The organism is Polymorphobacter fuscus (assembly GCF_011927825.1).
In the GTDB taxonomy this organism is placed as follows: Bacteria; Pseudomonadota; Alphaproteobacteria; order Sphingomonadales; family Sphingomonadaceae; genus Sandarakinorhabdus; species Sandarakinorhabdus fusca.
Window position 1 is genome coordinate 1,319,699 of record NZ_JAATJI010000001.1, and the last position, 22,228, is coordinate 1,341,926.

22 protein-coding genes are annotated in these 22,228 nt (G+C 67.5%); 13 read left to right on the top strand and 9 right to left on the bottom strand.

What is annotated here, in order from left to right; all coding sequences use genetic code 11:
• Nucleotides 1-62: 62 nt before the first annotated feature.
• Together GGQ62_RS06320 and GGQ62_RS06325 are read right to left on the bottom strand one after the other, a co-directional pair.
• The gene (locus GGQ62_RS06320) at nucleotides 63-1,394 is read right to left on the bottom strand and encodes a sensor histidine kinase (RefSeq protein WP_152578825.1); all 1,332 of its coding nucleotides are present in this window, start codon (nucleotides 1,392-1,394) and stop codon (nucleotides 63-65) included.
• Between the two features lie 13 nt (nucleotides 1,395-1,407).
• On the bottom strand, nucleotides 1,408-2,781 hold the full coding sequence (locus tag GGQ62_RS06325; RefSeq protein ID WP_152578826.1) for a sigma-54-dependent transcriptional regulator: 1,374 nt from the start codon (nucleotides 2,779-2,781) through the stop codon (nucleotides 1,408-1,410).
• A gap of 181 nt (nucleotides 2,782-2,962) precedes the next feature.
• Here GGQ62_RS06325 and GGQ62_RS06330 point away from each other — a divergent pair, with 181 nt between their 5' ends.
• The 8 genes from GGQ62_RS06330 to GGQ62_RS06365 all read left to right on the top strand — a co-directional run bounded on the left by GGQ62_RS06330 (nucleotide 2,963) and on the right by GGQ62_RS06365 (nucleotide 12,197).
• Nucleotides 2,963-3,325, top strand: coding sequence for a UrcA family protein (locus GGQ62_RS06330; protein ID WP_152578827.1), 363 nt, complete (start codon nucleotides 2,963-2,965; stop codon nucleotides 3,323-3,325).
• A gap of 73 nt (nucleotides 3,326-3,398) precedes the next feature.
• The gene (locus GGQ62_RS06335; protein WP_152578828.1) at nucleotides 3,399-4,718 is read left to right on the top strand and encodes an efflux RND transporter periplasmic adaptor subunit; all 1,320 of its coding nucleotides are present in this window, start codon (nucleotides 3,399-3,401) and stop codon (nucleotides 4,716-4,718) included.
• The gene (locus GGQ62_RS06340) at nucleotides 4,715-5,395 is read left to right on the top strand and encodes an ABC transporter ATP-binding protein (RefSeq protein ID WP_167649504.1); all 681 of its coding nucleotides are present in this window, start codon (nucleotides 4,715-4,717) and stop codon (nucleotides 5,393-5,395) included. Before GGQ62_RS06335 ends, GGQ62_RS06340 begins: the two co-directional genes overlap by 4 nt.
• Before the next feature lie 37 nt (nucleotides 5,396-5,432).
• Nucleotides 5,433-7,925, top strand: coding sequence for an ABC transporter permease (locus tag GGQ62_RS06345; RefSeq protein ID WP_152578830.1), 2,493 nt, complete (start codon nucleotides 5,433-5,435; stop codon nucleotides 7,923-7,925).
• Nucleotides 7,926-8,003: 78 nt separating this feature from the next.
• Nucleotides 8,004-9,008, top strand: a complete 1,005-nt coding sequence (locus GGQ62_RS06350) for a zinc-dependent alcohol dehydrogenase family protein (protein WP_194163401.1) — start codon at nucleotides 8,004-8,006, stop codon at nucleotides 9,006-9,008.
• Between the two features lie 86 nt (nucleotides 9,009-9,094).
• Nucleotides 9,095-9,889, top strand: a complete 795-nt coding sequence (locus tag GGQ62_RS06355) for an enoyl-CoA hydratase/isomerase family protein (RefSeq protein ID WP_152578832.1) — start codon at nucleotides 9,095-9,097, stop codon at nucleotides 9,887-9,889.
• Nucleotides 9,886-11,052: an acyl-CoA dehydrogenase family protein gene (locus tag GGQ62_RS06360; RefSeq protein ID WP_152578833.1), complete on the top strand. Its 1,167-nt coding sequence runs from the start codon at nucleotides 9,886-9,888 to the stop codon at nucleotides 11,050-11,052. The genes GGQ62_RS06355 and GGQ62_RS06360 overlap by 4 nt, the downstream gene beginning before the upstream one ends.
• Nucleotides 11,049-12,197 carry an acyl-CoA dehydrogenase family protein gene (locus tag GGQ62_RS06365; RefSeq protein WP_243446689.1) on the top strand — a complete coding sequence of 383 codons (1,149 nt, stop codon included), beginning with the start codon at nucleotides 11,049-11,051 and terminating at the stop codon, nucleotides 12,195-12,197. The genes GGQ62_RS06360 and GGQ62_RS06365 overlap by 4 nt, the downstream gene beginning before the upstream one ends.
• A 61-nt stretch (nucleotides 12,198-12,258) precedes the next feature.
• Here GGQ62_RS06365 and GGQ62_RS06370 read toward each other — a convergent pair whose 3' ends face one another.
• Nucleotides 12,259-13,269, bottom strand: a complete 1,011-nt coding sequence (locus GGQ62_RS06370) for an NADP-dependent oxidoreductase (protein WP_243446280.1) — start codon at nucleotides 13,267-13,269, stop codon at nucleotides 12,259-12,261.
• Between the two features lie 30 nt (nucleotides 13,270-13,299).
• Here GGQ62_RS06370 and GGQ62_RS06375 point away from each other — a divergent pair, with 30 nt between their 5' ends.
• A complete protein-coding gene (locus GGQ62_RS06375) occupies nucleotides 13,300-13,752 on the top strand; it encodes a VOC family protein (protein ID WP_152578834.1) in 453 nt (150 codons plus the stop codon).
• A 51-nt stretch (nucleotides 13,753-13,803) separates the two neighbouring features.
• Here the strand turns inward: GGQ62_RS06375 and GGQ62_RS16330 are convergent, their stop codons facing one another.
• A complete protein-coding gene (locus GGQ62_RS16330; RefSeq protein WP_152578835.1) occupies nucleotides 13,804-14,436 on the bottom strand; it encodes a PEPxxWA-CTERM sorting domain-containing protein in 633 nt (210 codons plus the stop codon).
• 215 nt (nucleotides 14,437-14,651) lie between these two features.
• Here GGQ62_RS16330 and GGQ62_RS06385 point away from each other — a divergent pair, with 215 nt between their 5' ends.
• A complete protein-coding gene (locus tag GGQ62_RS06385; RefSeq protein ID WP_152578836.1) occupies nucleotides 14,652-14,957 on the top strand; it encodes a hypothetical protein in 306 nt (101 codons plus the stop codon).
• Here the strand turns inward: GGQ62_RS06385 and GGQ62_RS06390 are convergent.
• Nucleotides 14,954-15,823: an alpha/beta fold hydrolase gene (locus GGQ62_RS06390; protein ID WP_152578837.1), complete on the bottom strand. Its 870-nt coding sequence runs from the start codon at nucleotides 15,821-15,823 to the stop codon at nucleotides 14,954-14,956. The genes GGQ62_RS06385 and GGQ62_RS06390 overlap by 4 nt on opposite strands.
• 117 nt (nucleotides 15,824-15,940) lie before the next feature.
• On the opposite strand from GGQ62_RS06390, the gene mgtE reads away from it, so the two are divergent.
• Nucleotides 15,941-17,344: a magnesium transporter gene (gene mgtE, locus GGQ62_RS06395; RefSeq protein WP_424022220.1), complete on the top strand. Its 1,404-nt coding sequence runs from the start codon at nucleotides 15,941-15,943 to the stop codon at nucleotides 17,342-17,344.
• Nucleotides 17,344-17,742 carry a DUF1489 family protein gene (locus tag GGQ62_RS06400; RefSeq protein WP_167649505.1) on the top strand — a complete coding sequence of 133 codons (399 nt, stop codon included), beginning with the start codon at nucleotides 17,344-17,346 and terminating at the stop codon, nucleotides 17,740-17,742. Before mgtE ends, GGQ62_RS06400 begins: the two co-directional genes overlap by 1 nt.
• 6 nt (nucleotides 17,743-17,748) lie before the next feature.
• Here GGQ62_RS06400 and GGQ62_RS06405 read toward each other — a convergent pair whose 3' ends face one another.
• Nucleotides 17,749-18,249, bottom strand: a complete 501-nt coding sequence (locus tag GGQ62_RS06405) for a hypothetical protein (RefSeq protein ID WP_152578839.1) — start codon at nucleotides 18,247-18,249, stop codon at nucleotides 17,749-17,751.
• 123 nt (nucleotides 18,250-18,372) lie between these two features.
• Here GGQ62_RS06405 and GGQ62_RS06410 point away from each other — a divergent pair, with 123 nt between their 5' ends.
• A complete protein-coding gene (locus tag GGQ62_RS06410) occupies nucleotides 18,373-18,708 on the top strand; it encodes a GntR family transcriptional regulator (RefSeq protein ID WP_152578840.1) in 336 nt (111 codons plus the stop codon).
• A 129-nt stretch (nucleotides 18,709-18,837) separates the two neighbouring features.
• Here the strand turns inward: GGQ62_RS06410 and GGQ62_RS06415 are convergent, their stop codons facing one another.
• Genes GGQ62_RS06415 through GGQ62_RS06425 form a run of 3 tightly spaced genes read right to left on the bottom strand, consistent with a single transcriptional unit; the run spans nucleotide 18,838 to nucleotide 22,221 of the window.
• Complete coding sequence (locus tag GGQ62_RS06415) at nucleotides 18,838-19,971, bottom strand: serine hydrolase domain-containing protein (RefSeq protein WP_152578841.1); 1,134 nt, start codon at nucleotides 19,969-19,971, stop codon at nucleotides 18,838-18,840.
• 17 nt (nucleotides 19,972-19,988) lie between these two features.
• Nucleotides 19,989-21,149 (bottom strand): deoxyguanosinetriphosphate triphosphohydrolase, encoded by a 1,161-nt coding sequence (locus GGQ62_RS06420; protein ID WP_243446690.1) that lies wholly within the window; start codon nucleotides 21,147-21,149, stop codon nucleotides 19,989-19,991.
• A gap of 7 nt (nucleotides 21,150-21,156) precedes the next feature.
• Nucleotides 21,157-22,221 carry a CaiB/BaiF CoA transferase family protein gene (locus GGQ62_RS06425; RefSeq protein WP_152578843.1) on the bottom strand — a complete coding sequence of 355 codons (1,065 nt, stop codon included), beginning with the start codon at nucleotides 22,219-22,221 and terminating at the stop codon, nucleotides 21,157-21,159.
• Nucleotides 22,222-22,228 lie beyond the last annotated feature (7 nt).

The window sequence follows — 22,228 nt, forward strand, 5'->3', positions numbered from 1 at the left end:
GACACGCCGGCAATAAATCGCAACAGGGTATGAATGGTCGCGGTGCGCGATTGCTCAACCGATCAGACCAGCAGCCGAAACTGCGTTCCTCCTGCCGGCGCCGGTTCGCAGGTCAGCGCACCGCCATGGGCCAGCGCGATCTGGCGCGCCAGGCTCAACCCGACTCCGGTGCCGTCGGCCTTGGTGGTGAAAAAGGGCAGGAAAATATCCTGGCGCAGCGCCTCGGGCACCCCGGTGCCATTGTCGATCACGTCGATCGCCGTGCGCCCACCCTTGAGCGCCCGTGCTTCCAGCCGCACCGCCGGTGCCGCCACATCGGCCACGGCGGCGGCCGCATTGCGCAGCAGGTTGATCAGCAGCTGCGCCACCAGATCGGGATCGATATCGATGCGCAATCCCGGCGGCGCGACCGCCACTGCCAGCGGCAGGTTGGGCCAATCGCTTTCGAACAGGCGCTTCAGTTCGGCAAACATTGCCGACACGTCGACCGGGCGGCGGTGGAGTTCGGGCGGCCGCGTCAGCTGGCGATAGGTGCGCACGAAGTGCATCACCCCTTCCGACCGCCGCGCCACCGTCTCGATTGCAGCGCGGGCATCGGCGATCGCCGGGTCGTCACCCTTGTCCGCCGCTGCGATCAGCTGCGCCGCGGTCGCGGACAGCGACGTCACCGGCGTCATCGAATTCATGATCTCGTGAGTCAGCACCCGCACCAGGTCGGTCTGGGCCGCCAGCTCGGCGCGGTCCAGCTCGGCCTGGATCGGCTGGATCGCCACGACCCGGATGCTGCCCCGCGCCTGGCGGACTTCGGCCATGGACAACAGCGCCGCGGTCGGCGCCCCGCCGATCAACAGCCGGGTCGCCCGCCGCTCCCCCGGCCGCATCGCCGCCATGTCGGCCTGAAAATCCGCGCCGTGAATGGCGAGGTCGTCCAGCCGCGCCACCGTGGGTGACAGCAGCCGCCGTGCCGCCTTGTTGACCAGCACCACCCGGTCGTCGCCATCGATGCTGACCAGCGGGCTCGGAACATCGTCGACCAGCGCCGCGAGATAGCGATTGTCGTCCTGGATCGCCGCACGTTCGGCCCGCAATCGCCCGATCGCGCCGTTCAGGCTGTCCGCGAGCGCCCCGAAACCGCCGCCGGCGCCAACGAACCCCTGGGTGAAGTCGTCATGCGCCAACGCCTCGACAAAGCGCGCCACGGCAAAATTGGTGCGCCGCACGAACAGCCACAGCTCGGCGAGCGCGGCGCCGGTGACGATCGCGGCGAGCAGGGTCGTGGCGTAGAGCCCCGGCTGGTTGATCGCCCAGGCCAGCGCCGCCCCGGCACCGAGCAGCACCGCGATTCGCAGCGTCAACCCGACTTCGAAGCGGGTGCCGAGCGGGCTCGATTTCATGCGGCCTTGCCCGTCACAGGCCGTGCTTTTCCATGCGCCGGTACAGGGAGGCCCTTGTCAGCCCCAGTTCGTTCGCCGCCGTCGAGATGTTCCAGGCGTGTTTCTGCAAGGCACGCTCGATGATCCGGCGCTCGCTGCGTTCCAGGTTCATGTCCGTTTCGGCCGGCGTGGGTGCGGCGACGGCGACCAGCGGGGCACGCTGCGGCAGCGGAAAATCGTCATCGCCGAAGCGTGCGCCCGTCGCCAGGATCACCGCGCGTTCGGCGGCGTGACGCAGCGCCCGCACATTGCCCGGCCAGTCATAGGTCGCCAGCCGTGCCGCCAGCGCCTCCGGCAAGTCGGGCAGCGGCTTGCCATATTTGCGCGCATAGAGCGCCAGGTAATGGCGCAGCAGCAGCGGCACATCGGCGGCGCGCTCGCGCAGCGGCGGCAGCAGGATTTCCACCGTGTTGAGCCGGAACAGCAGGTCGGGCCGGAACCGCCGTTCATCGGCCAGCGCTGCCGCTGACATGTTGGTGGCGGCGATCACCCGCACGTCGAACCCGACATCGCGGTTGCTGCCCACCGGCGTCACCCGCCGCTGTTCCAGCGCGGTCAGCAGCTTGGGCTGCAGGTTGAGCGGCAGATTGCCGATCTCGTCGAGAAACAACGTGCCGCCATCGGCCGCCTGGAAGCGCCCGATGCGGTCCGTCCTGGCATCGGTGAAGGCGCCCTTCACATGGCCGAACAGCTCCGAATCGAACAGGCTTTCGGCCACGGCCCCCAGGTCGACGGACAGGAACGGCTTGCCCGCCCGCTTCGACCGGGCATGAAGCTCGCGCGCGATCAGTTCCTTGCCGGTGCCATTCTCCCCCAGCACCAGCACATTGGCATCGGTCGGCGCCACCCGGTCGATCAGCGCCAATATGCTGCGCATCGCCGGCGACGATCCCAGCAACGGGCTGTCCGGGCGCGCATTGGTAACTTCGGCGACCTTGGCTTCGGCGACGGTCGCCTCGCGCCGGCTGGCGCGCAGCGCCGCCGCTGTCGTCACCGTCGCCACCAGCCGTTCATTGTCCCACGGCTTGGTGACGAAATCGGTGGCGCCGCGCTTCATCGCCTCGACCGCGATATTGACGCCGCCATAGGCGGTGATCACCACCACGACGGCATTCGGATCGCGCGCACGGATCACCTCCAGCGCCTTGAAGCCTTCGGCGCCGCTCGATTGGCCGCGCGCGAAGTTCATATCGAGCAGGATGACATCGGGATCATGCGCGGTCATCAGCGCCGGCAGCGCCGCCGGGTCATGCGCGACGACGACATTGGCGAACATCGGCCGCAGCAGCAGCCGCGCTGACAGCGCGACATCCGCATCGTCGTCGATGATCAGCGCCGTGCCCGCCATTACCGCTCCTGCAACTGTCCGAAAACGTACAGTGAATGTCCGGATGCGAACAGTCCCAAATCGCGTCTTGCCGCCAGTCTGCGGCGATCGGCTTGTTTATCAGGCACTTGGGCGGTTGGCACGCTTCCTGCAAAGTATGTGACGTGGCTGCCCCCGGCCACCCAGACAAAGGACCCGCCCCATGATCGCCAACCTGCTCCGTTCCACCTTCGCCTTCGCCATCGCCGCTTCGGCCACCGCGCTCGTCGTCGCCGGCAGCGCTGCGCCGGCGGCTGCCGCGACGGCCCGCACCGCCACTGTCGCCACCCGCGGCATCGACTTCGCCAGCGTTCATGGCACGGCGCGCATCAACGACGAAGTTCGCCGCGCCGCCCGCCGGGTCTGCGCCACGAGCGATCGCTCGCTTGCCGCCACGCTCGCCCGGCACGATTGCATCGACGCGGCGCTGGCGAGCGCCCAGCCGCAGATTGCCAGCCTTGCTGCCGCCGCCATCGAGGCGCGGACCAGCCTGGCGGAGGCCGCGCCGACGTCCGTCGCCCGCTGACCTTCGCCCGCCGGCGGGCCAGCCGTCCCCTCCGCCTGCGCCCGCCGGCCCCACCTTTCCGATCGGACCCGAGATGAGCGTCGTCACCCTGAAAACGCCCGAAGCCACTGCCACCGCCAGCGGCGCCGGCATGGACCGGGCGGTGACGACGAAGCGCCTGCCGCTGCGCACCCGCATCGTCATCGGCGCCACCGCGGCCACCGTATTTGCCATCGGCGCCGTCTGGCTCGTCGCCAACAGCGCCGGGTCGCAGACGGTGGAAGCGGCGAACCTCAGCATCGCCACCGTCCGCCGCGGCACCTTCGATGATTTTGTGCCGCTGCGCGCCCGGGTGACGCCATCGGTCACCGTCTTTCTCGATGCTGTCGAAGGCGGCCGCATCGAACGGGTGCTGGTCGAAGACGGCGTCCAGGTCACCCCCGGCCAGCCGCTCGCCGTGCTCTCCAACGCCACGCTGCAGCTCGATGTCATCGCCCGCGAGGCCGATGTCAGCCAGCAGCTCAACAATCTGCGCAGCCAGGAACTGGCGCTGCAACGCAGCCGGCTCGACAACCGCCGCAGCCTGGGCGAGGTCGACTGGCAGATGCGCAAGGCCGAACGCCAGCTCGACCGCGATAGTCGCCTGGCAGCCGGCGGCTGGGTTTCGGGCCGCGCGCTCAAGGATTCGCAGGCCGAAGCCGATTATCTCGCCGAACGCCGCAAGATCACCGCCGAAACCCTTGTCACCGAGGAACGGCTGCAGGCCAGCCAGCTGGCGCAACTGCGCGCTGCCGCCACCGGCCTGACCGCCAATCTGCGCCTCGCCCGCGCCAGTCTCGACGCGCTGACCATCCGCGCCCCTGTCGCGGGACAATTGTCGGGCTTCGCCCCGCAGGTCGGCCAAAGCCTCAACCGCGGCGAACGGCTCGGACAGGTCGATTCGACCGGCCGCAACAAGCTCGTCGCCGACATCGACGAATTCTACCTGGGCCGGGTGCGCACCGGGCAACGCGCCGCGGTCGAATGGGACGGCAAGCGCTGGCCGCTGACCGTCGCCAAGATCTATCCGCAGGTAAAGGGCGGCACCTTCACCGCCGATCTGACCTTCGACGGGCCGGAACCCGCCACGCTGCAGCGCGGCCAGTCGCTGGCACCCAAGCTGACCCTTGGCGACCCGGTACCGGCGACGCTCGTCGCCAATGGCGCCTTCTACCAGGACTCGGCCGGTGCCTATGCCTTTGTGCTGGCCAGGGACGGCACCACCGCCGAAAAACGCCCCATCCGCCTCGGCCGGCGCAATCCGGACAGCATCGAAGTCATCGGCGGCCTCGTCCCCGGCGACCGCGTCATCACCTCCGCCTATACCGGCTTTGCCGACAAGACCCGCCTCAAGCTTTCTGGAGACACAAAATGATCCGTCTGTCGGCCTTGCGCAAAGCCTATCGCACCGAAAGCGTCGAAACGACGGCGCTCGACGCGATCGACCTGCAGATCGACGCCGGCGAGTTTGTCGCCATCATGGGGCCATCGGGCTGCGGGAAATCGACCCTGCTCAACATGATCGGCCTGCTCGATCGGCCGACCAGCGGCAGCTATGCCCTGGAAGGTCGCGAAGTCGCCAATCTGTCGGAAAACGACCTGACCGACATCCGCAAGCGGCGGATCGGCTTCATCTTCCAGAACTTCAACCTCATCGACGAGCTGTCGGTCCGCGAGAATGTCGAACTGGCGCTGCTCTATCACGGCATCTCGCGCACCGAGCGTGCGGAACGGGTCGACCGGGTTCTCGACAAGGTCGGCATCGGGCACCGCGCCAATCACCGGCCGTCGCAGCTTTCGGGCGGCCAGCAGCAGCGCGTCGCCGTCGCCCGCGCCGTTGTCGCCGCGCCGCCGCTGATCCTCGCCGATGAACCCACCGGCAATCTCGATACCGCCCATGGCGAGGAAGTGATGCGGATGCTGCGCGCGCTCAACGAGGACGGCGCCACCATCGTCATGGTCACCCATTCTCCCGCCCATGCCGATTACGCCGGGCGCGTGGTCAACATGCTCGACGGGCGCGTGCTTGTCGAAACACGGCGCGCTGCCTGACTCCTGCTTCCTTCGTCTTGCGCAAAGGCCTGGCCAGATGCTCCACAATTACCTCACCACCGGACTGCGTTCGCTGCTGCGCAACCGTGCCTTTGCCGCCATCAACATTCTCGGCCTCGCCATCGGCATGGCCGCGTGCATCCTGCTGCTGCTCTTCGTCCGCTATGAAACCAGCTATGACCAGTGGCTGCCCGGCCATGAAAATGCCTATCAGGTCAACACGACCTATCATGGCCGCAACACCGGCCGGGGCAAGACCTCGCAGATGTCGGCCTATGTCGTCGGCCGTACGCTGGCGAAGGATTTCCCGCAGATCGAAAAGATCGCCTATGTCACGGTCGGCAACCCCGTCATCATGCAGGATGGCGTCGCCAGCACCGGCAGCGTCACCATGGCCGACCCCGAAATCCTGGATATCCTGCAGCTGCCGCTGGCGCGCGGCGATGCCCGCACCGCGCTGCGCGGTGCCAATTCGCTGCTGTTGACCGAAACCGAGGCGCAGCGCCGCTATCCGGGGGTCGATCCCATCGGCAAGACGCTGTCGATCATCAATGCCGGCCGGACCACCGACTATACCATCACCGGCATATTGCGCGACCTGCCCCGGAACTCGCACTTCGCCGTCAAGATGCTGGTGCCGTTCAGCCGCCTCCCCTATGTCGGGCGCGAAGGCTTCTTCACCAAATTCGGCTGGAACAGCGGTTCCAACTATCTGCGGCTGCGTTCCGGCGCTTCCATGGCCACCGTCAACGACGGCATGCAGGCGTGGGAAAAACGCAACATCCCCAAGGAACCCGTCGGCGACGTCATGGTCAGCGAAGGCGATGATGTCGACTGGAAGATCGCCCCCGTCGCCGGCATCCACCTGAGCAATGCCGTGGATGGCCAGACGCCCGGCAACGACCCGAAAAGCATCGCCACCTTCGCGCTTGTTGCCATCCTCATCCTCGCCATGGCGTGCATCAACTTCACCAACCTGTCCACCGCCCGCGCCGGCCAGCGCGCCCGCGAAGTCGCGCTGCGCAAGGTCATGGGGGCGTCGCGCCGCCAGCTGATCGTGCAGTTCCTGGGTGAATCGATGGTTGTCGCCGCGCTGTCGATGCTCGTCGCGCTGGCCATCGTCGAACTCACGCTGCCGTCGCTCTCCGCCTTCCTCCAGGCCGACCTCAACCTCAGCTATTTCGGACAAGGCGGCGTCCTGCTGCCGATCATCGGCCTTGTCGTTATCGTGGGCCTCGCCGCCGGCCTCTACCCGGCCTTCGTGCTCTCCCGCTTCGACCCGGCGCCGGTGCTCAAGTCCAACCGCAGCGGCACCGACAGCCAGGGGTCCGGCAAGCTGCGCAGCGCGCTCGTCGTCGCCCAGTTCGCCGTGTCCATCGCCCTGGTCATCTGCACCGCCGTCGTCACCGCGCAGACGATCTATGCCCGCTCGGCGGACCCGGGCTATAACCGCGCCGGGCTGTTGCAGGTCACCGGCATCGGCCGCAAGCAGATCGAGGCCGTTGCCGACCAGATTGTCACCGCCACCGCAAATATTCCAGGTGTCGAGGCGGTCGGCCGCACCAGCATCGGCGTCAACACCGACAGCAGCATCAACACCTCGGTGCGCATCGAAGGCAATCCGGCGCCGATCAATCTCGGCATGTACAATGTCGATCCGGGCTTCTTCGATGCCATGGGCCTCAAGCCCCTCGCCGGCCGGCTGCTCGATACCAACAACCCGCGCGACGACACGCGCCTGCCGCCGGGCGACGAGGCCGCCGAAGCCACCATTGCCGCGCGCGGCGCCAACACCGTCATCACCGTCGAGGCGCTGACCAAGCTCGGCTTCAAAACGCCGGCCGATGCCATCGGCAAGACCATCCGTGTCGGCCTTGTCGACGACAAGTTCGGCCTGGTGCCGGTCACCATCGTCGGCGTCGTCGCCGACCTGCGGCTGCGCTCCTTCCGCGATCCCTATGACCCGATCATGTTCTATTACGACCGTGGCTACATGACCGAAATGATGGTCCGCATGAAGGCCGGCGAAGCCGGGGCCATCCGCGACAAGGTGGAGGCGGTATGGAAACGCTATGCGGCGCAAGTGCCGTTCCAGGCCGAATTCACCGACGAGATCGTCCGCAAGCAATATGACGCCGACGAAGCCCGCGCCAAGACCTTTGCTGCCTTTGCCGGCCTCGCCATCGTCGTCGCCTGCCTCGGGCTTTACGGCCTCGCCGCGTTCACCGCCGAACGCCGGACGCGGGAAATCGGCATCCGCAAGGTGCTCGGCGCCCGCGGCCGGGATATCGTCCGCCTGCTGGTCTGGGAGTTCTCGCGGCCCGTCCTGGTTGCCAACCTCATCGCCTGGCCGGTGGCGTGGTGGCTGATGCGCGACTGGCTCGACAGCTTCAACGCCCGCATCGACCTGGGACCGCAATGGTTCATCGGCGCCGGCGTCCTCGCCGCAGGCATCGCCGCCGCCACCATCATCGGCCATGCCCTGCGCGTTGCCCGCCAGAGCCCGGCGCTGGCGCTACGCTACGAGTAGGCAAACGGCCTTGCGCTACGGATAGGCGACACCCGCCGCCCCCGGCCTTAGGGTCGGCGGCGACAAGGGGAGACACTGATGCGCGCAATCCGACTGAAATCACCCGCCGGGCTCGACAACCTCACCGTCGGCACCGCCGAAACCGGCAGCGTCGGCCCGCACCAGATCCGCGTCCGCCTCCACGCCTCCTCGCTCAACTATCATGATTATATCGTCGTCCTGGGCGGCATCCCCACTCCCGATGGCCGCATCCCGATGTCGGACGGCGCCGGCGAAGTCACCGAAATCGGCGCGGGCGTCACCGATTTCGCCGTCGGCGACCGCGTCGTGTCGACCTTCTTCCCGCTCTGGCTCGCCGGCCAGCCCGAACTCGCCAACATGGCCGAGGTGCCGGGCGACCGCACCGACGGCTATGCGCGGGAGGAGGTTGTCGCTGCCGCCAATGCCTTCACCCATGCGCCCAAGGGCTATAGCCACGCCGAAGCGGCAACGCTGACCTGCGCCGCGCTGACCGCCTGGCGCGCGCTGTTCGTCGAAGCGTCGCTGCAACCGGGCGAAACCGTCCTCGTCCAGGGCAGCGGCGGTGTGTCGATCTTCGCGTTGCAATTCGCCAAGGCCGCCGGCGCCACCGTTATCGCCACCTCCTCGTCGAAGGCCAAGCTCGACCGGCTCGCCGATCTCGGCGCCGATCACCTCATCAACTATCGCGAGGACGAAAAATGGGGCCGCACCGCGCGCGCGCTGACCGGCGGCCGCGGCGTCGACCATGTCGTGGAGATCGGCGGCGCCGGCACGCTGACCCAGTCGATCGCCGCCACCCGCCTGTCGGGCAGCATCGCGCTGATCGGCGTGCTGGCAGGCGTTGCCGGCAATGTCGCGACGGCCGCGATCATGTCGGGCAATGTGCGCATCGCCGGGCTGACCGTCGGCAGCCGCGCCCAGCAGACCGCCATGATCCGCGCCATCGAAGCCAATGGCATCCGCCCGGTGATCGACAGCAGCTTTGCCCTCGAGGACATCGCCGCCGCCTTCCGCCATCAGGCCTCGCAAGCGCATTTCGGCAAGATCTGTCTGGAGTGGTAGATGACCTCTCCCGCCCGCGGGAGAGGTCGAGAGACGGCGAAGCCGGCCCGGGTGAGGGTGCCGCCGGCATAAGACGGGGGACTGCTATGGACTTCGATACCTACACCCGCTTCACCTTCGCCCGGCACGATCGCGTCCTCACCGCCACCATCACCGGCCCCAACCCGGTGAACGGTGTCGATGAAGCGATGCACCACGAACTCGCTCGCGTCTTCACCGACCTGCAGCGCGACCCGGACAGCGACATCATCATCCTGACCGGCGCCGGCCGCGCCTTTTGTGCCGGCGGCGACTTCGACTGGTTCGACGAACAGATCGCCCACCCCGACCGCTTCCGCGACATCGGCTGGGACGCGAAACGTGTCGTCACGACGCTGCTGGAGATGGAAAAGCCGATCATCTGCCGCATGAACGGCGCCGCCGCCGGCCTTGGCGCCACCATCGCGCTGTTGTGCGACATCATCATCGCCGATGATCGCGCCGTGATCGGCGACCCGCATGTCAAGGTCGGGCTGGTCGCCGGCGACGGCGGCGCCGTCATCTGGCCGCAGCTGATCGGCTATGCCCGCGCCAAGGAATATCTGATGACCGGCGACCTCATCAAGGCGCCGGAGGCGGCGCGCATGGGGCTGATCAACCACGCCGTTCCCACCGCCGATCTCGATGCCAAGGTAGCGGAGATCGTCGCAAAACTGCAGGCCAACCCGAAATGGGCGGTGCGCTGGACCAAGGTCGTCGCCAACCAGCCGCTGCGGGTGCTGGCGCAGCAGCTGATGGACGCGTCGATCCCCTATGAGACCCTGTCCAACCTCGCGCACGACCGCGCCGAGGCGGTCACCGCCTTTCGCGAAAGGCGCGCGCCCAGGCTGACCGGCGAATGAGCCTGCCGACCTTCACCGACGAGCCCGAGCACGTCACCCAGCTGCGCGACACGGTGGCGCGCTTTGTCGCCGCCCATGCCCCGCACGCCGCGCGCGTCGCCTGGGACAAGGCGCACACTTGGCCGCGCGACGTCTATGCCGAACTCAACACGCTCGGCCTGACGGCGTTGACCATCCCCACCGAATATGGCGGCGCCGGGCAGGACATCGTCGCCGCCATCGCCGTCATCGAGGAACTCGCCCAGGTCGGCCCGGCGCTGGCGGGGCCGTTCATTCACACGGCTTTCTATGGCGGGATGAACCTGTCCGAAAACGGCAGCGAGGCACAAAAGCGCGAATATCTGCCCCGCCTTGCCCGCGGCGAGCTGTTCTTCGCCTATGGCCTGTCGGAACCCGATGTCGGCGGCGACCTCGCCAGCGTCACCACCCGCGCCAACCGCGACGGCGACGACATCGTCGTCAACGGCGCCAAGCGCTGGTGCTCGGGCGCCGACTGGGCCGATGTCCTCTATACGCTCGTCCGCTCGGGTGAACCCGGCGACCGCTATCGCAACCTGTCGTTCGTCCTCATCCCCACCGATACGCCGGGCATCACCATGCACGGCATCGAACATTCGAACCTGCGCTACATGGCCAGCCAGGACGTCTATTTCGACAATGTCCGCGTCCCCGCCGCCAATATCGTCGGTGGCCCCGACATGTGGAACCGCGGCTGGTCATTGCTCGCCGGCCGCGCCCTCGATGTCGAAAAGCTGGAAATCACCGCGGTCGCCTTCGGCATCGCCCGCGCCGCGCTGGCCGAAGCCTGGGACTATGCCCGGACGCGGGTCCAGTTCGGCAAGCCCATTGCCCAGCACCAGAGCGTCCGTCACAAGCTCGTCACCGCGAAGACAAGGCTGCAAGCCGCCCGCCACATGCTCTACCACGCCGCCTGGCTGGCCAACGAAGGCCGGCCGTGCAGCGTCGAAACGAGCATGGCCAAGCTGTTCGTCGCCGACACCGGAGTCGAAATCGCCCTCACCTGCCAGCAGATCCTCGGCGCCTATGGCCTGACCGACGCCTTTGACATGGAACGCCATGTTCGCGACCTTCTCGGCATGCCGATCGTCGGAGGCAGCAGCGACATGCAGAAGAACAACCTCGCGAGTCTGCTCAAGCTGTGACCTGCATCATCACCGCCGCCCGCGCGATGGCCCCCATGATCGCCGCGCGCGCCGCCGATACCGAGGCGCAGCGCCGCCTGCCCGCCGACCTGGCGCTGCAGCTCGCCGATGCCGGCCTGTTCCGCATGGCGGTCCCGCGCGAGCTTGGCGGCGCCGAAGCCCCGCCGGCCGATATCCTCGCCGCGCTCGAAATCCTGGGCCACGCCGACGCCGCCACCGGCTGGTGCGCGATGATCGCCGGCACCACCGCGCTCGCCGCCGCCTGGCTGCCCCCGGCCCATGCCGTAGCCGTCTTCGCCGACCCGCGCGCCATCACCGGCGGCGTCTTCGCGCCCATGGGCAAGGCGATCGCCGACGGCGATGACTACCGCGTCACCGGCCGCTGGGCCTGGGCGTCGGGCAGCGCCAATTGCCAATGGCTGATCGGCGGCGCGCTGATCTTCGACGCGGGCCGGCTGCGCACCCTGCCGAACGGCGCGCCCGACCATCGCATGATGTTCATGCCGGCGTCCGACATCACCCTCATCGACACATGGGACAGCATGGGGCTGCGCGGCACGGGATCGGGCGACATGGCAGCGAGCGACGTCCGCGTCCCGCAGGACCGCAGCGTCTCCTTCCTCACCGACAGCCCCCGCCACCCCGGCCCGCTCTACGCCTTCCCGCCCTTCGGCCTGCTCGCCCTCGGCATCGCCGCGGTCGCCAGTGGCAATGCGCTGGCGGCCCTCGACGATTTCCGCGCTCTTGCGGTCACCAAGAAAGCCGCCGGATCGTCGCGCAGCCTCGCCGAGCGCGGCACCGTCCAGGCCGAGTATGCCCGCGCCGAAGCCAGTCTCCACGCCGCCCGCGCGCTCGCCGAAGCCACCGTCGCCAGGGCCTGGCACGAAGCGCAGACCGGCTGCCTGACCACCGACATCCGCGCCCGGCTGCGGCTTGCCGCCACCCACCTCACCCGCACTGCTGCCGAGGTGACGCGCACCGCCTATGATCTCGCCGGCGGCACCGCCGTCTATGCCGGCCACCCGCTGCAACGCCGCCTCCGCGACGCACAGGTCGCCACCCAGCACATGATGATCGCTCCGCCGACCTGGGAACTCACCGGCCGCGTCCTGCTCGGCCTGCCGACCGACGCGGACGCGCTTTAAACCTCCCCCCGCCGGGGGGAGGTCGAGAGACGCGCGGAGCGTGGCCCGGGAGAGGGGCTTTTCAGACCCGTACCACCCGCCGCCCGAAACTTGCCCCCGAAAACAGCCCGCAGAATGCCGCCGGCAGGCTCGCCAGCCCCTCGAACACCTCCTCGCGATACACCACAGCACCGCTCCGGATCAGCCCCGCCAGCTCCGCCTGCGCCCCGGCAAAGCCCGGCAGATCGTCGAACACCACCAGCCCTTCCATCCGCAGCCGCTTGGCGATGAACTGCGCCGTATGTTTCAGCCCCGGCACCCGGTCGACCGGCGTATTGTAATCGGCGACCTGCCCCGACACGACGATCCGTCCGCGCAGCTTCATGTGCGGCAGCGCCCGGTCGATCATCGCATTGCCGACATTGTCGAACATCACGTCCCAGCCGCCGGCCGAAGCGTCGGCAAACGTCGCCTCGAAATCCGGCGCCTTGTAATCGATGGCGCGGTCGAACCCCGCCACCTCGGTCAGCCAGGCGCACTTTTCCGCACCGCCGGCAATGCCGACGACTTCGGATGCACCCCACAACTTCGCCAACTGCCCCGCCGTTGCCCCCACCGGGCCGGCAGCGCTGGTCACCAGCACCCGGTCCCCCGCCTGCAACTGGGCTACCCGTCGCAGCCCGAACCAGGCCGTCATCCCCGGCACACCGAGCAGCCCGATCCACAGCGATTCCGGCACATCGAGGTCAGGCACTTTCAGGCAATACCCACGCCCGTTCGAAACGACATGCGTTGCCCAGCCGCTCAGCATCACCCGTTCACCCACGGCAAAACGCGCGTTGCGACTTTCGATCACCTCGCCGACGCAAAAGCCATCGACCGGTGCGCCCACGGCCAGCGGCGGCGCATAGCTCGCCCCGGGCGACAGCCGCGACCGGGTCCCCGGATCGCACGACACGAAATCGTTCTTCACCAGGAACTGGCCATCACCGAGCGCCGGGATCGGCAGCCGTTCCACCCGGAAATCATCGGGCGTCGGAACGCCTTCGATATGCCGCACCAGCACGATGCGTTTCATTTCAAGTGCCGTCATGGCAAGGCTCCCCGACAAAGGGGAAAAGCTATGGACCAACGCATCAGCATCGTCACGCTGGGAACCAGCGACCTGGCCCGCGCCGTCGCCTTCTGGGAGGCCATGGGCTGGCCGCGCCGGGCGAAGGCCTTCGATTCCATCGCCATGTTTCAGTGCGGTGCCATCGCCTTCGCCATCTACCCCTTCGACAAGCTCGCCGAAGATTGCGGCATGGCTGGAAGCATTGATGCTGGCGCCGTCCGGCGCGGGGGCCCGGGCTTCGGCGGCTTCACCATCGCCCATAATGTGGCGAGCGAGGCCGAGGTCGACGCGCTGCTCGCGACAGCAGTCGCCCATGGCGCAACCTTGCAGAAGCCGGCGCACAAGGCGTTCTGGGGCGGCTATTCGGGCTATTTCTGCGATCCGGACGGACATCCATGGGAGGTTGCCTGCAATCCCTTCGTGCCGCTGGGACCGGAAGGCGAGATGCTGCTCCCCGACTGACACGAGAAAGGGGTCGCCCGACAGGCGACCCCTTTGCTCCACCATGAAGGATCAGGCGAAGGCAGCGATGCGGCGGCGGCGCATCACCGCGCCGACGAGCCCGAAGCCCGCGATCATCATCGCCCAGGATGCCGGCTCGGGAACGTCCGATGTGACAGTCAGGTTATCGAGTGCGAAGTAATTGCCGCTTCCGCCCATACCCGCCGAGCTGCCGCCCGCGATGGCGAACGTCACCTTGTCGATGCCCGACCAGTTGAAGGTCAGCAGGCTTGGGCCGGACGTATCGAGAACGGCCGTTGTCGAGAACAGTGTCGTCGCGCCGCTGAGGCCAACGACGCTCAGCGTCGCGCCGTCATTCCACGCCGAGGTAAAATAGCCGCTGCCAAGCGTGAACTTGCCGACACTCGAGATCGATTGCGTCGTTTGACCGAAATCGCTGGCACAGGCACAGGCAGAATTGCCGCCGGGGACCACTCCGTTGGCGTATCCGCTGGGGCCATAGTTGGCGGCGTTGATGCTCGCCCAGAAGTCCCAGGTAAAGCCGTGGTAGGAATTCGGAATTGCCTCGAAGGCGTCGGTGCCGAGGTCGTCGAAGGTGATCAAAGCGGCACTGGCCGGAACAGCAGCGGCAAGCATCGACGTTGCGAGTGCCAGCGACAGTGTGCGGCGAAAGGACAGACGCATATTAATTCCCTGTTATCATTGCTAAAATGCAACTCCTTGGTTGTTGCAAGTGTTGTGCCAATAGCCACGTCTGAACAGAATCAGCAGGTTGGGCGACGGCCTGCGCCGACATGTGTAAAGTTCCCGGGTGTTTTGCGCTTGCAGCGCTGGCGAGGGGGTTCAATTCGCAATCGTCAGTGCTGGCCGACAGGCTTCGGCGGTCCTAGACTGAACGCATGAATGATGACGAATCCGTCGAGCTCGATGCTGTCGCCGCGGTGGCGCGGATCACCGCGCTCGAAATGCTGGTGCGGCAGATGATGATCGTCCAGCTGCGCATCCTCGACCGGATGGGCGAGATCAAGCTGACTCCCGAATATGTGAAGGGGGTCGCCGCCGCCTATGCCGAAAAGGTCGACGCATCACCGATCATCGAATCGAACTCGCCCGAGGTGAACTACGAATTCAAGGTCAATGTGCTGCACAATCTGGAGCGGTTCTTCGACGAACTCGAATCCCATGTGAAGGACAATCCGGCCTAGAGGAAAGCCCGAAGCTCCGCCATGAACCGCTCGAACTGGTCGTGGTGCAGCCAGTGGCCGGCATTTTCGAACTCCACCACCCGGCCGCGCTGGAAATTGCGGTCGCGCCCGTCGAGCGCCGGGTTGGACGCCCAGCTGTCGGCGCCATAAAGCAGCAGCACTTCGCAGCGGATCGCCTGCCACAGCGCCTCGATCTCGGCCTGCGGAATATCGTCGAACGGCCAGACGTTGAGATGGTTGTCGAACTTCCAGCTCCAGCTGCCGTCCTCGTTGCGATTGACACCGTGCAAGGTCAGGTGCCGCGCCTGGTCGGCGGTGAGATAGGCGTTTTCGGCCATCATCCGCCCGAGCACATCGTCGAACGTCGGATAGCGTTTCGGCAGGCGACCGGCAGCCGCACGCTTGGCGGCGATCCAGTTGCGCCAGCGTTCGGCGTGCGGCACGGCGGCGCGTTCCGCCATCTGCTTGGGTGACGGCCCCAGCCCTTCGATGCAGACCAGCTTTTTCACCTGGTCGGGGAACAATCCGGCAAAGCGCGTCGCGACATTGCCGCCGAGCGAATGGGCGACGATCGTCACCGGTCCGACATCGAGCTGGTGCACCAGCTGCGCCAGGTCATAGACGAACGACGTGATCGGGTAATTGCCGTCGGCGGCCCATTGGCTGTCGCCATGGCCGCGCAGGTCGGGCGCGATGATGTGCCAGTCGCCGCGCAGCTGTTCGGCGACCCAGTCCCAGCTGCGGCCATGATCGCGGCCGCCATGGACCAGGATGAGCGGCGGCGCCGCGGCATTGCCCCAATCGGCATAATGCAGCCGCAGCCGCTGCGAAACAAAGCTGCGCGACGTGGGTCCGGACAAGGTCATGCCGTGTCTTGCCGCAACCGGACGGCGCCTGTCCATGGCCGCCCACCCACCAGCTTTGACAGGGACTGCGGCAGGGCGCGGCTGGCGCTGCCGGCCTGCGGGGCTATAAGCGCGGCTGTGGAGCATGATCTGCATCTGGACGCGGACACCCCGCGCGATCCGCTCGAGGAGGGCCGGCTGAGCCGCGCCTTTGTCGAGGAGGTCAATGCCGCCGTCGCCGCCGGCGACGACGAGGCCGCACGCGCGCTCGTGGCGCCGCTGCACCCGGCCGACATCGCCGACCTGTTCGCGGTGATCGCCGAAGGCGACCGCGCCCCGCTGGCCCGGGCGATCGGCGACCTGCTCGACGCCGAAGTGGTCGCCGAACTCGACGATTACGTCCGCGAAGATGTGCTGGCGGCACTGTCGCCGGCCGCCGTCGCCGATGTTCTCACCCAGCTCGACACCGACGATGCGGTCGCGGTCATCGAGGATCTGGAAGCCGACGAGCAGCGCGAAGTCCTCGACGCGCTGACGCCCGAAGACCGCGCCGACATCGAAACCGCGCTGGGCTATCCTGAAGAATCCGCCGGCCGCCTGATGCAGCGCGAGCTGGTCGCGGTGACTGAGGCGATGACCGTCGGCGAGGTCATCGACCGGGTCCGCGCCACCATCGACCCGGCGACAGACTTCTGGGAGATTTTCGTCATCGACGCGGCGCGGCGTCCGGTCGGGACGATGCGGCTGTCGTGGTTGCTGACGACGCCCCCCGACATTGCCGTGTCGGACATCATGCAGCGCGAACAGACGCTGATCCCCGTCGTCATGGACCAGGAGGAAGTGGCGCTGCAGTTCCAGAAATACGCGCTGATCTCTGCCGCGGTCGTCGATCGCGACAACCGGCTGGTCGGCGTCATCACCGTCGATGACATCGTCCACATCATCCAGGAGGAAGCCGGCGAGGACGCGCTGAAGCTGTCGGGCGCCGGCGATGGCGACATCAACGAGCCGGTCCTCGAAACCTACAAGGCGCGCATCCGCTGGCTGATCGCCAATCTCGGCACCGCGATGGTGTCGTCATCGGTGATCGCTGCGTTCGAACCGACCATCGAGAAGCTGGTGGTGCTGGCGGCGCTGACCCCCATCGTCGCCAGCGTCGGCGGCAACGCCGGCACCCAGACGATGGCCGTGGCGGTGCGCGCGCTCGCCACCAACCAGTTGACCGAAACCAACACCCGCCGGACGATCTGGCGCGAAATCCGGGTGGCGATGCTCAACGGCGGCACCATCGCGCTGTTGATGGGCCTGGGGACCGGGTTGATCTTCGGCAATGTGACGCTGGGTGTCGTCATTGCATCGGCGGTGCTGTTCAACATCATGGTGGCGGGGTTGGCCGGCGTGCTGGTGCCGGTCGCGCTCGATCGCTTCGGCGCCGACCCCGCGGTCGCCTCCTCGGTGTTCGTCACCATGACCACCGACACCATGGGGTTCCTGGCGTTCCTCGGGCTGGCGACCATGGTCGGGGTCAGCACGCTGTCCTGATGCTGCATCTCAGCAAGGTGGCGGTCGGCTGCCCCGATATCGAAACCCTGACGCGGCTGCAGCGCGAGCGCTGGGGTGACGCTGCCTGCTCGCTGACGCGGTTCATGCCCAAGCGCAGCGACGAACTGATCGGCGGGTCGCTGTTCTGGATCATTGCCCACCGGCTGGTAGCGCGGCAGACGATCCTGTCGCTCGATATGGTGACGACCGAGTGGGGTACCAAATGCCGTATCGGCCTGCTGCCGGGACCGGTTCCGGTGGTGGCGCTGCCGAAGCGCGCCCACCAGGGCTGGCGCTATCTCGAGGCCGCCGATGCGCCAGCCGATGCCGACGCCGGATCGGGCGACGGCTTGCCCGCCGGCATGGTCCGCGACCTCCAGTCGCTGTGGCTCATCTGAGCCGCTCTAGCGCACGCGCTTGACCAGCACCCAGCCCTTTTGCTTCAGGAAATTGAGCTTGTAGCCCCCCAGCGGACCGCGGGTCAGCTTGACGCGATCGCCGACACGAACGTTGGGCAGGCGCGCGGTATCGGCCTGTTTCCACAGCTGGCCGTTCTCGAGCAGGAAGACGCCAAGGCCCGAGCTGTTGGTCAGCACCTCGGTGATCGCGGTTTCCACCTCCTGCATTTCGCCCGGCGGCGGCGCAAACCGCTTTTCCCCCCGTGCCGCGACGCCTTCGGCACCGAAGCTGTCGCGCTTGGCTTCGGCCTCGGCTGCTGCTTCTGCCGCCTTCAGCCGCGCCGTTTCGACAGCGCGCGCCTCCGAAGCGGCACGCGCCTGCGGCGATACCTTGGCCAGCGCCGCGTCGAAACAGGCCAGCCGGTCCGCATCGCGGGCGATGCCGATACAGCCAGCCATCAGGTCGGCGGGCGCTTGGGCGGCGGCGGGCGCACTGACCGCGAGCATGAGAACGGCAATGGCGATACGCATCGGGCGGAAACCTCCAGGAAACGGCAGCGCTATAGCAGCCACGGCGGCGCTGCGGGTGCAAAAACTTGACGACTCACTGTGCCATTGCAATAAGACACCATGTTCTCCAACGAACGCCCCATCTATCGCCAGATCCGTGACGTCATCGTCGACCGCATCCTGGCGAGCGGCGACGGCGCGCTTTTGCCTTCGGTGCGCGCGCTGGCAGCCGAGGCCGGGGTCAACCCGCTGACCGTCGCCAAGGCCTATCACGATCTGCAGGCCAACGGACTCGTGACAGCCAGGAAAGGCGTCGGCCTGTTCGCCTCCGATGGCGCGGCGAAGGTGCTGCTGAAGACGGAGCGGGCGCTGTTCCTGACCGAAGAATGGCCGCGGGTGCAGGCGCGCATCGAGCAATTGGGGCTGAACGCGGACGACCTGCTGGCACGCGTCTAGAGTTTGTTGGTTCAACTAGAGTCGGCACCGGCCCGCTCCCCCGCCCGGCCACCCAATTCCAGTTTACGCTGTGGGTGGCCGGGCGGGGGAGCGGGCCGGTGCCGACTGAACAGGACAAACTCTAGCTGCCTAACCGGGCGCCAACCCCTGCCACATGGCGATCGCCAGGCTGAACGCCCGCATATCGCCGGTCGTGGTGCCGGCCATCTTGTTCATCGCATAGGCAAAGGTCGTCCGCGCCTGCAGGTCGTTGATGACCAGCGAACCGCCATAGCCACCCCAATAGCAGCAGTCGGCATTGGGCAGCGGCAGCTGTCCGCCGGCAAGGCCGAAACCCAGGCCATAGCGGACCGGCATGCCGAGAACACGGTCATCGCCTTCGATCTGGAATTCGAGCGCCCGGCGCACCCCGGCCTCGCTGAGGATGCGGGTGCCGTTCGAGACACCGCCATTGGCGACCAGCGACTGCACCACCGCAACCGATCGGGCATTGCCATGGCCATTGGCCGCCGGGATTTCGGCGCCGCGCCAGGCGCGGGTCCGGGTTTCCAGCGGGTTGACGGCGGGGTTGGTCGCCATCTTGGCGGTCAGCGGCCGGTCGGACATGTCGGCGATCCCCTGGCCCGCCGGCGGCGGGATCAGCACGGCGACGCGATCATCCTCGCTGGCCGGCAGCCCGACGTGGAAATCGGCACCCAGCGGCGCGGCGATTTCGGTGCGGAACACCGTGCCGAGCGTCGCGCCGGTGATGCGGCGGACGACTTCACCGACCAGATAGCCCTGGGTGATGCCGTGATAGCCAGGCGCCGTGCCCGGCTCCCAGAACGGGGCCTGCGCCGCGAGCAGGCCGGTGACCTTGTCCCAATCGTAGAGGTCGTCCTTCGTCACCCGCTCCTTGAAGCCCGACAGGCCAGCGCTGTGCGACATCAGCTGCGCGACGTTCACGGCGGCCTTGCCGTTGGCGGCGAATTCGGGCCAGTAATCGGCGACCGGGCGCGAAAAATCGAGCTCTCCGCGGTCGGCGAGCAAAAGCGCGGTCAGGGCGCACATCGTCTTGGTGGTCGAATAGACGTTGACGATCGTGTCGCGTTCCCAGGGTTTGCCGGTTTCGGCATCGGCGACCCCGGCCCAGAGATCGACGACGATCTCGCCATCCTTGGTCGCGCAGAAGCTGGCACCGACATCGCCCGCCCCGGCGAAATTGGCCGCAAAGGCGGAACGGACGGCGTCGTAACGCGGGTCGACATGGCCGTGGATCTGCATGGGTCTCTCCGGTGCGGTCAGATGAAGATTTCGGCAGGCAGCGGCGGCGGGCCGATCAACCGCGCATGGGTTTTCAGGGCATAGCGATCGGTCATCCCGGCGATGAAATCGGCAACATGGCGGGCGCGGGCGGGCTCGTCGGCGGGCGTGGCAGCGGCCCAGTCGCCGGGCATGGCGGCGGGGTCGGCATGGAGGGCCGCGAACAGCCCGGTGACGACATCGCGCGACGGATCACGCAGCGCTGCGACCTGCGGGTGCCGGTACATGCGGGCACGCAGAAAACCCTTCAGCACCGCGGCTTCGGCAGCCATGGCCGCCGACATCGCCACCAAAGGTCGTCCGGCAGAGCGCACATCGGCGACCGATTGGGGGGCCGCCGCCGCCAGCCGCGCGCGGGTCTCGGTCAGCAGGTCGGCGGTCATCCGGCCGATCTGTTCGCGCACCAGTTCGGGGACCAGCCGGCGCCGCGCCGTCAGCCCCGGCCAGCGCGCGGTGACGGCAGCGAGGCTGGCAGCGGTGAAGGGCACGGCGGCGGCCACGTCATCGATGCCAAACAGGCCGGCACGGATGCCATCGTCGAGATCGTGATTGTCATAGGCGATGTCGTCGGCGAGCGCCGCGACCTGCGCCTCCAGTCCCGCATGGCTGGCAAGATCGAGCGGCCATTGGGCATCGGCCTCCGCCATCGCCCAGGTCGGCGCCAGGATGGGGCCATTGTGCTTGGCCAGCCCCTCCAGCGTTTCCCAGCTGAGGTTGAGACCGTCCCAGCCCGGGTATCGGCTTTCCAGCCGGGTGACGATGCGCAGCGTCTGGGCGTTGTGATCGAAACCGCCATAGGGCGCGAGTGCGGCTTCGAGCGCGTCCTCGCCGGAATGGCCGAACGGCGGGTGGCCAAGATCGTGCGCCAGCGCCAGCGCTTCGGTGAGGTCTTCATCAAGGCCGAGCGCGCGCGCCAGAGTGCGGGCGATCTGCGCGACCTCTAGGCTGTGCGTCAGGCGGACACGGAAATGGTCGCCATCGGGCGCCACGAACACCTGCGTTTTGTAACGCAGGCGGCGGAAGGCGCTGGAATGGATGATGCGGTCGCGGTCGCGCTGGAACGGCGTCCGGGTGGCGGACGCCGGTTCGGGGTGGCGGCGCCCGCGCGATTGCGCGGGATCGGTGGCGTAGGGGGTCACATGCACATCATTTGGCGAGGTCCGCGTCGAACGCTGTCGTCATGACCGGCGTGTCGGTGACAGTGACCGAATAGCGCGGCGCCGGCGCCGGCTGCATGACGCCGCCAACTTCGATGAAGGTGCCGCGCGCCGCATTGTGCGGATGCGACGGCGCTTCGGCCATGCTCAGCACCGGAGCGAAGCAGACGTCGGTCATCTCCATCAGCGCGCACCATTCGTCGCGACTTTTGGTCAGGAACAGCGCCGTCAGCCGCGCCTTCAATGGCCCCCATTGGCTGCGGTCCATCTGGGCGTCGAACGCCGGATCGTCGGCCAGGCCGGCAAGGCGGCGCAGCTCGGCATAGAATTGCGGTTCGAGGCTGCCGATGCTGATCCATTTGCCGTCGCCGGTTTCATAGGTGTCGTACATGTGGGCGCCGGTATCGAGCAGATTGGTGCCGCGGTCGTCCGTCCACATGCCGTTGGCGCGGAACCCCCAGATCATGCTCATCAAGGTTGCGGCACCGTCGGTCATCGCGGCGTCGATGACCTGGCCCCGGCCGGTCTTTTGCGCGTGCAGCAGCGCGCTGACCATGCCGAAAGCCAGCATCATGCCGCCGCCGCCGAAATCCCCCACCATGTTGATCGGCGGTGTCGGTTTTTCTCCGGCGCGGCCATAGGCGTGGAGCGCGCCGGCGAGCGCGATATAGTTGATGTCATGCCCGGCCGCCTGGGCATAGGGCCCGAACTGTCCCCAGCCGGTCATCCGGCCATAGACGAGCCGCGGATTGTCGGCGAGCAGCACGTCCGGGCCGAGGCCGAGGCGTTCGGTGACGCCGGGGCGAAACCCCTCGATCAAGCCGTCGGCGGACTTGACCAGATCGCGCACCTTTGCCTTGCCCTCGGCCGATTTCAGATCGACCCCGACCAGCCGGCGGGACCGCAGCAATGGATCACGCGCGTCGATCCGCGCCCCGGAGCGATCGACACGGATCACCTCCGCGCCATGGTCGGCGAGCATCATCGCGGCGAACGGCCCCGGCCCGATGCCCGCGAGTTCGATGATGCGAAGGCCTGCAAGCGGTCCGGCCATGTCCTTG

Excerpts from the sequence above, each read along its gene's own strand:
- GGQ62_RS06320 (WP_152578825.1), bottom strand. The coding sequence starts at position 1,394 with ATGAAATCGAGCCCGCTCGGCACCCGCTTCGAAGTCGGGTTGACGCTG.
- GGQ62_RS06370 (WP_243446280.1), bottom strand. The coding sequence starts at position 13,269 with ATGACGGCACTTGAAATGAAACGCATCGTGCTGGTGCGGCATATCGAA.
- GGQ62_RS06355 (WP_152578832.1), top strand. The coding sequence starts at position 9,095 with ATGGACTTCGATACCTACACCCGCTTCACCTTCGCCCGGCACGATCGC.
- GGQ62_RS06375 (WP_152578834.1), top strand. The coding sequence starts at position 13,300 with ATGGACCAACGCATCAGCATCGTCACGCTGGGAACCAGCGACCTGGCC.
- GGQ62_RS06345 (WP_152578830.1), top strand. The coding sequence starts at position 5,433 with ATGCTCCACAATTACCTCACCACCGGACTGCGTTCGCTGCTGCGCAAC.
- GGQ62_RS06385 (WP_152578836.1), top strand. The coding sequence starts at position 14,652 with ATGAATGATGACGAATCCGTCGAGCTCGATGCTGTCGCCGCGGTGGCG.
- GGQ62_RS06400 (WP_167649505.1), top strand. The coding sequence starts at position 17,344 with ATGCTGCATCTCAGCAAGGTGGCGGTCGGCTGCCCCGATATCGAAACC.
- GGQ62_RS06340 (WP_167649504.1), top strand. The coding sequence starts at position 4,715 with ATGATCCGTCTGTCGGCCTTGCGCAAAGCCTATCGCACCGAAAGCGTC.
- GGQ62_RS06410 (WP_152578840.1), top strand. The coding sequence starts at position 18,373 with ATGTTCTCCAACGAACGCCCCATCTATCGCCAGATCCGTGACGTCATC.
- GGQ62_RS06425 (WP_152578843.1), bottom strand. The coding sequence starts at position 22,221 with ATGGCCGGACCGCTTGCAGGCCTTCGCATCATCGAACTCGCGGGCATC.
- GGQ62_RS06405 (WP_152578839.1), bottom strand. The coding sequence starts at position 18,249 with ATGCTCGCGGTCAGTGCGCCCGCCGCCGCCCAAGCGCCCGCCGACCTG.
- GGQ62_RS06390 (WP_152578837.1), bottom strand. The coding sequence starts at position 15,823 with ATGACCTTGTCCGGACCCACGTCGCGCAGCTTTGTTTCGCAGCGGCTG.
- GGQ62_RS06350 (WP_194163401.1), top strand. The coding sequence starts at position 8,004 with ATGCGCGCAATCCGACTGAAATCACCCGCCGGGCTCGACAACCTCACC.
- GGQ62_RS06335 (WP_152578828.1), top strand. The coding sequence starts at position 3,399 with ATGAGCGTCGTCACCCTGAAAACGCCCGAAGCCACTGCCACCGCCAGC.
- GGQ62_RS06325 (WP_152578826.1), bottom strand. The coding sequence starts at position 2,781 with ATGGCGGGCACGGCGCTGATCATCGACGACGATGCGGATGTCGCGCTG.
- GGQ62_RS06330 (WP_152578827.1), top strand. The coding sequence starts at position 2,963 with ATGATCGCCAACCTGCTCCGTTCCACCTTCGCCTTCGCCATCGCCGCT.
- GGQ62_RS16330 (WP_152578835.1), bottom strand. The coding sequence starts at position 14,436 with ATGCGTCTGTCCTTTCGCCGCACACTGTCGCTGGCACTCGCAACGTCG.
- GGQ62_RS06360 (WP_152578833.1), top strand. The coding sequence starts at position 9,886 with ATGAGCCTGCCGACCTTCACCGACGAGCCCGAGCACGTCACCCAGCTG.
- GGQ62_RS06415 (WP_152578841.1), bottom strand. The coding sequence starts at position 19,971 with ATGCAGATCCACGGCCATGTCGACCCGCGTTACGACGCCGTCCGTTCC.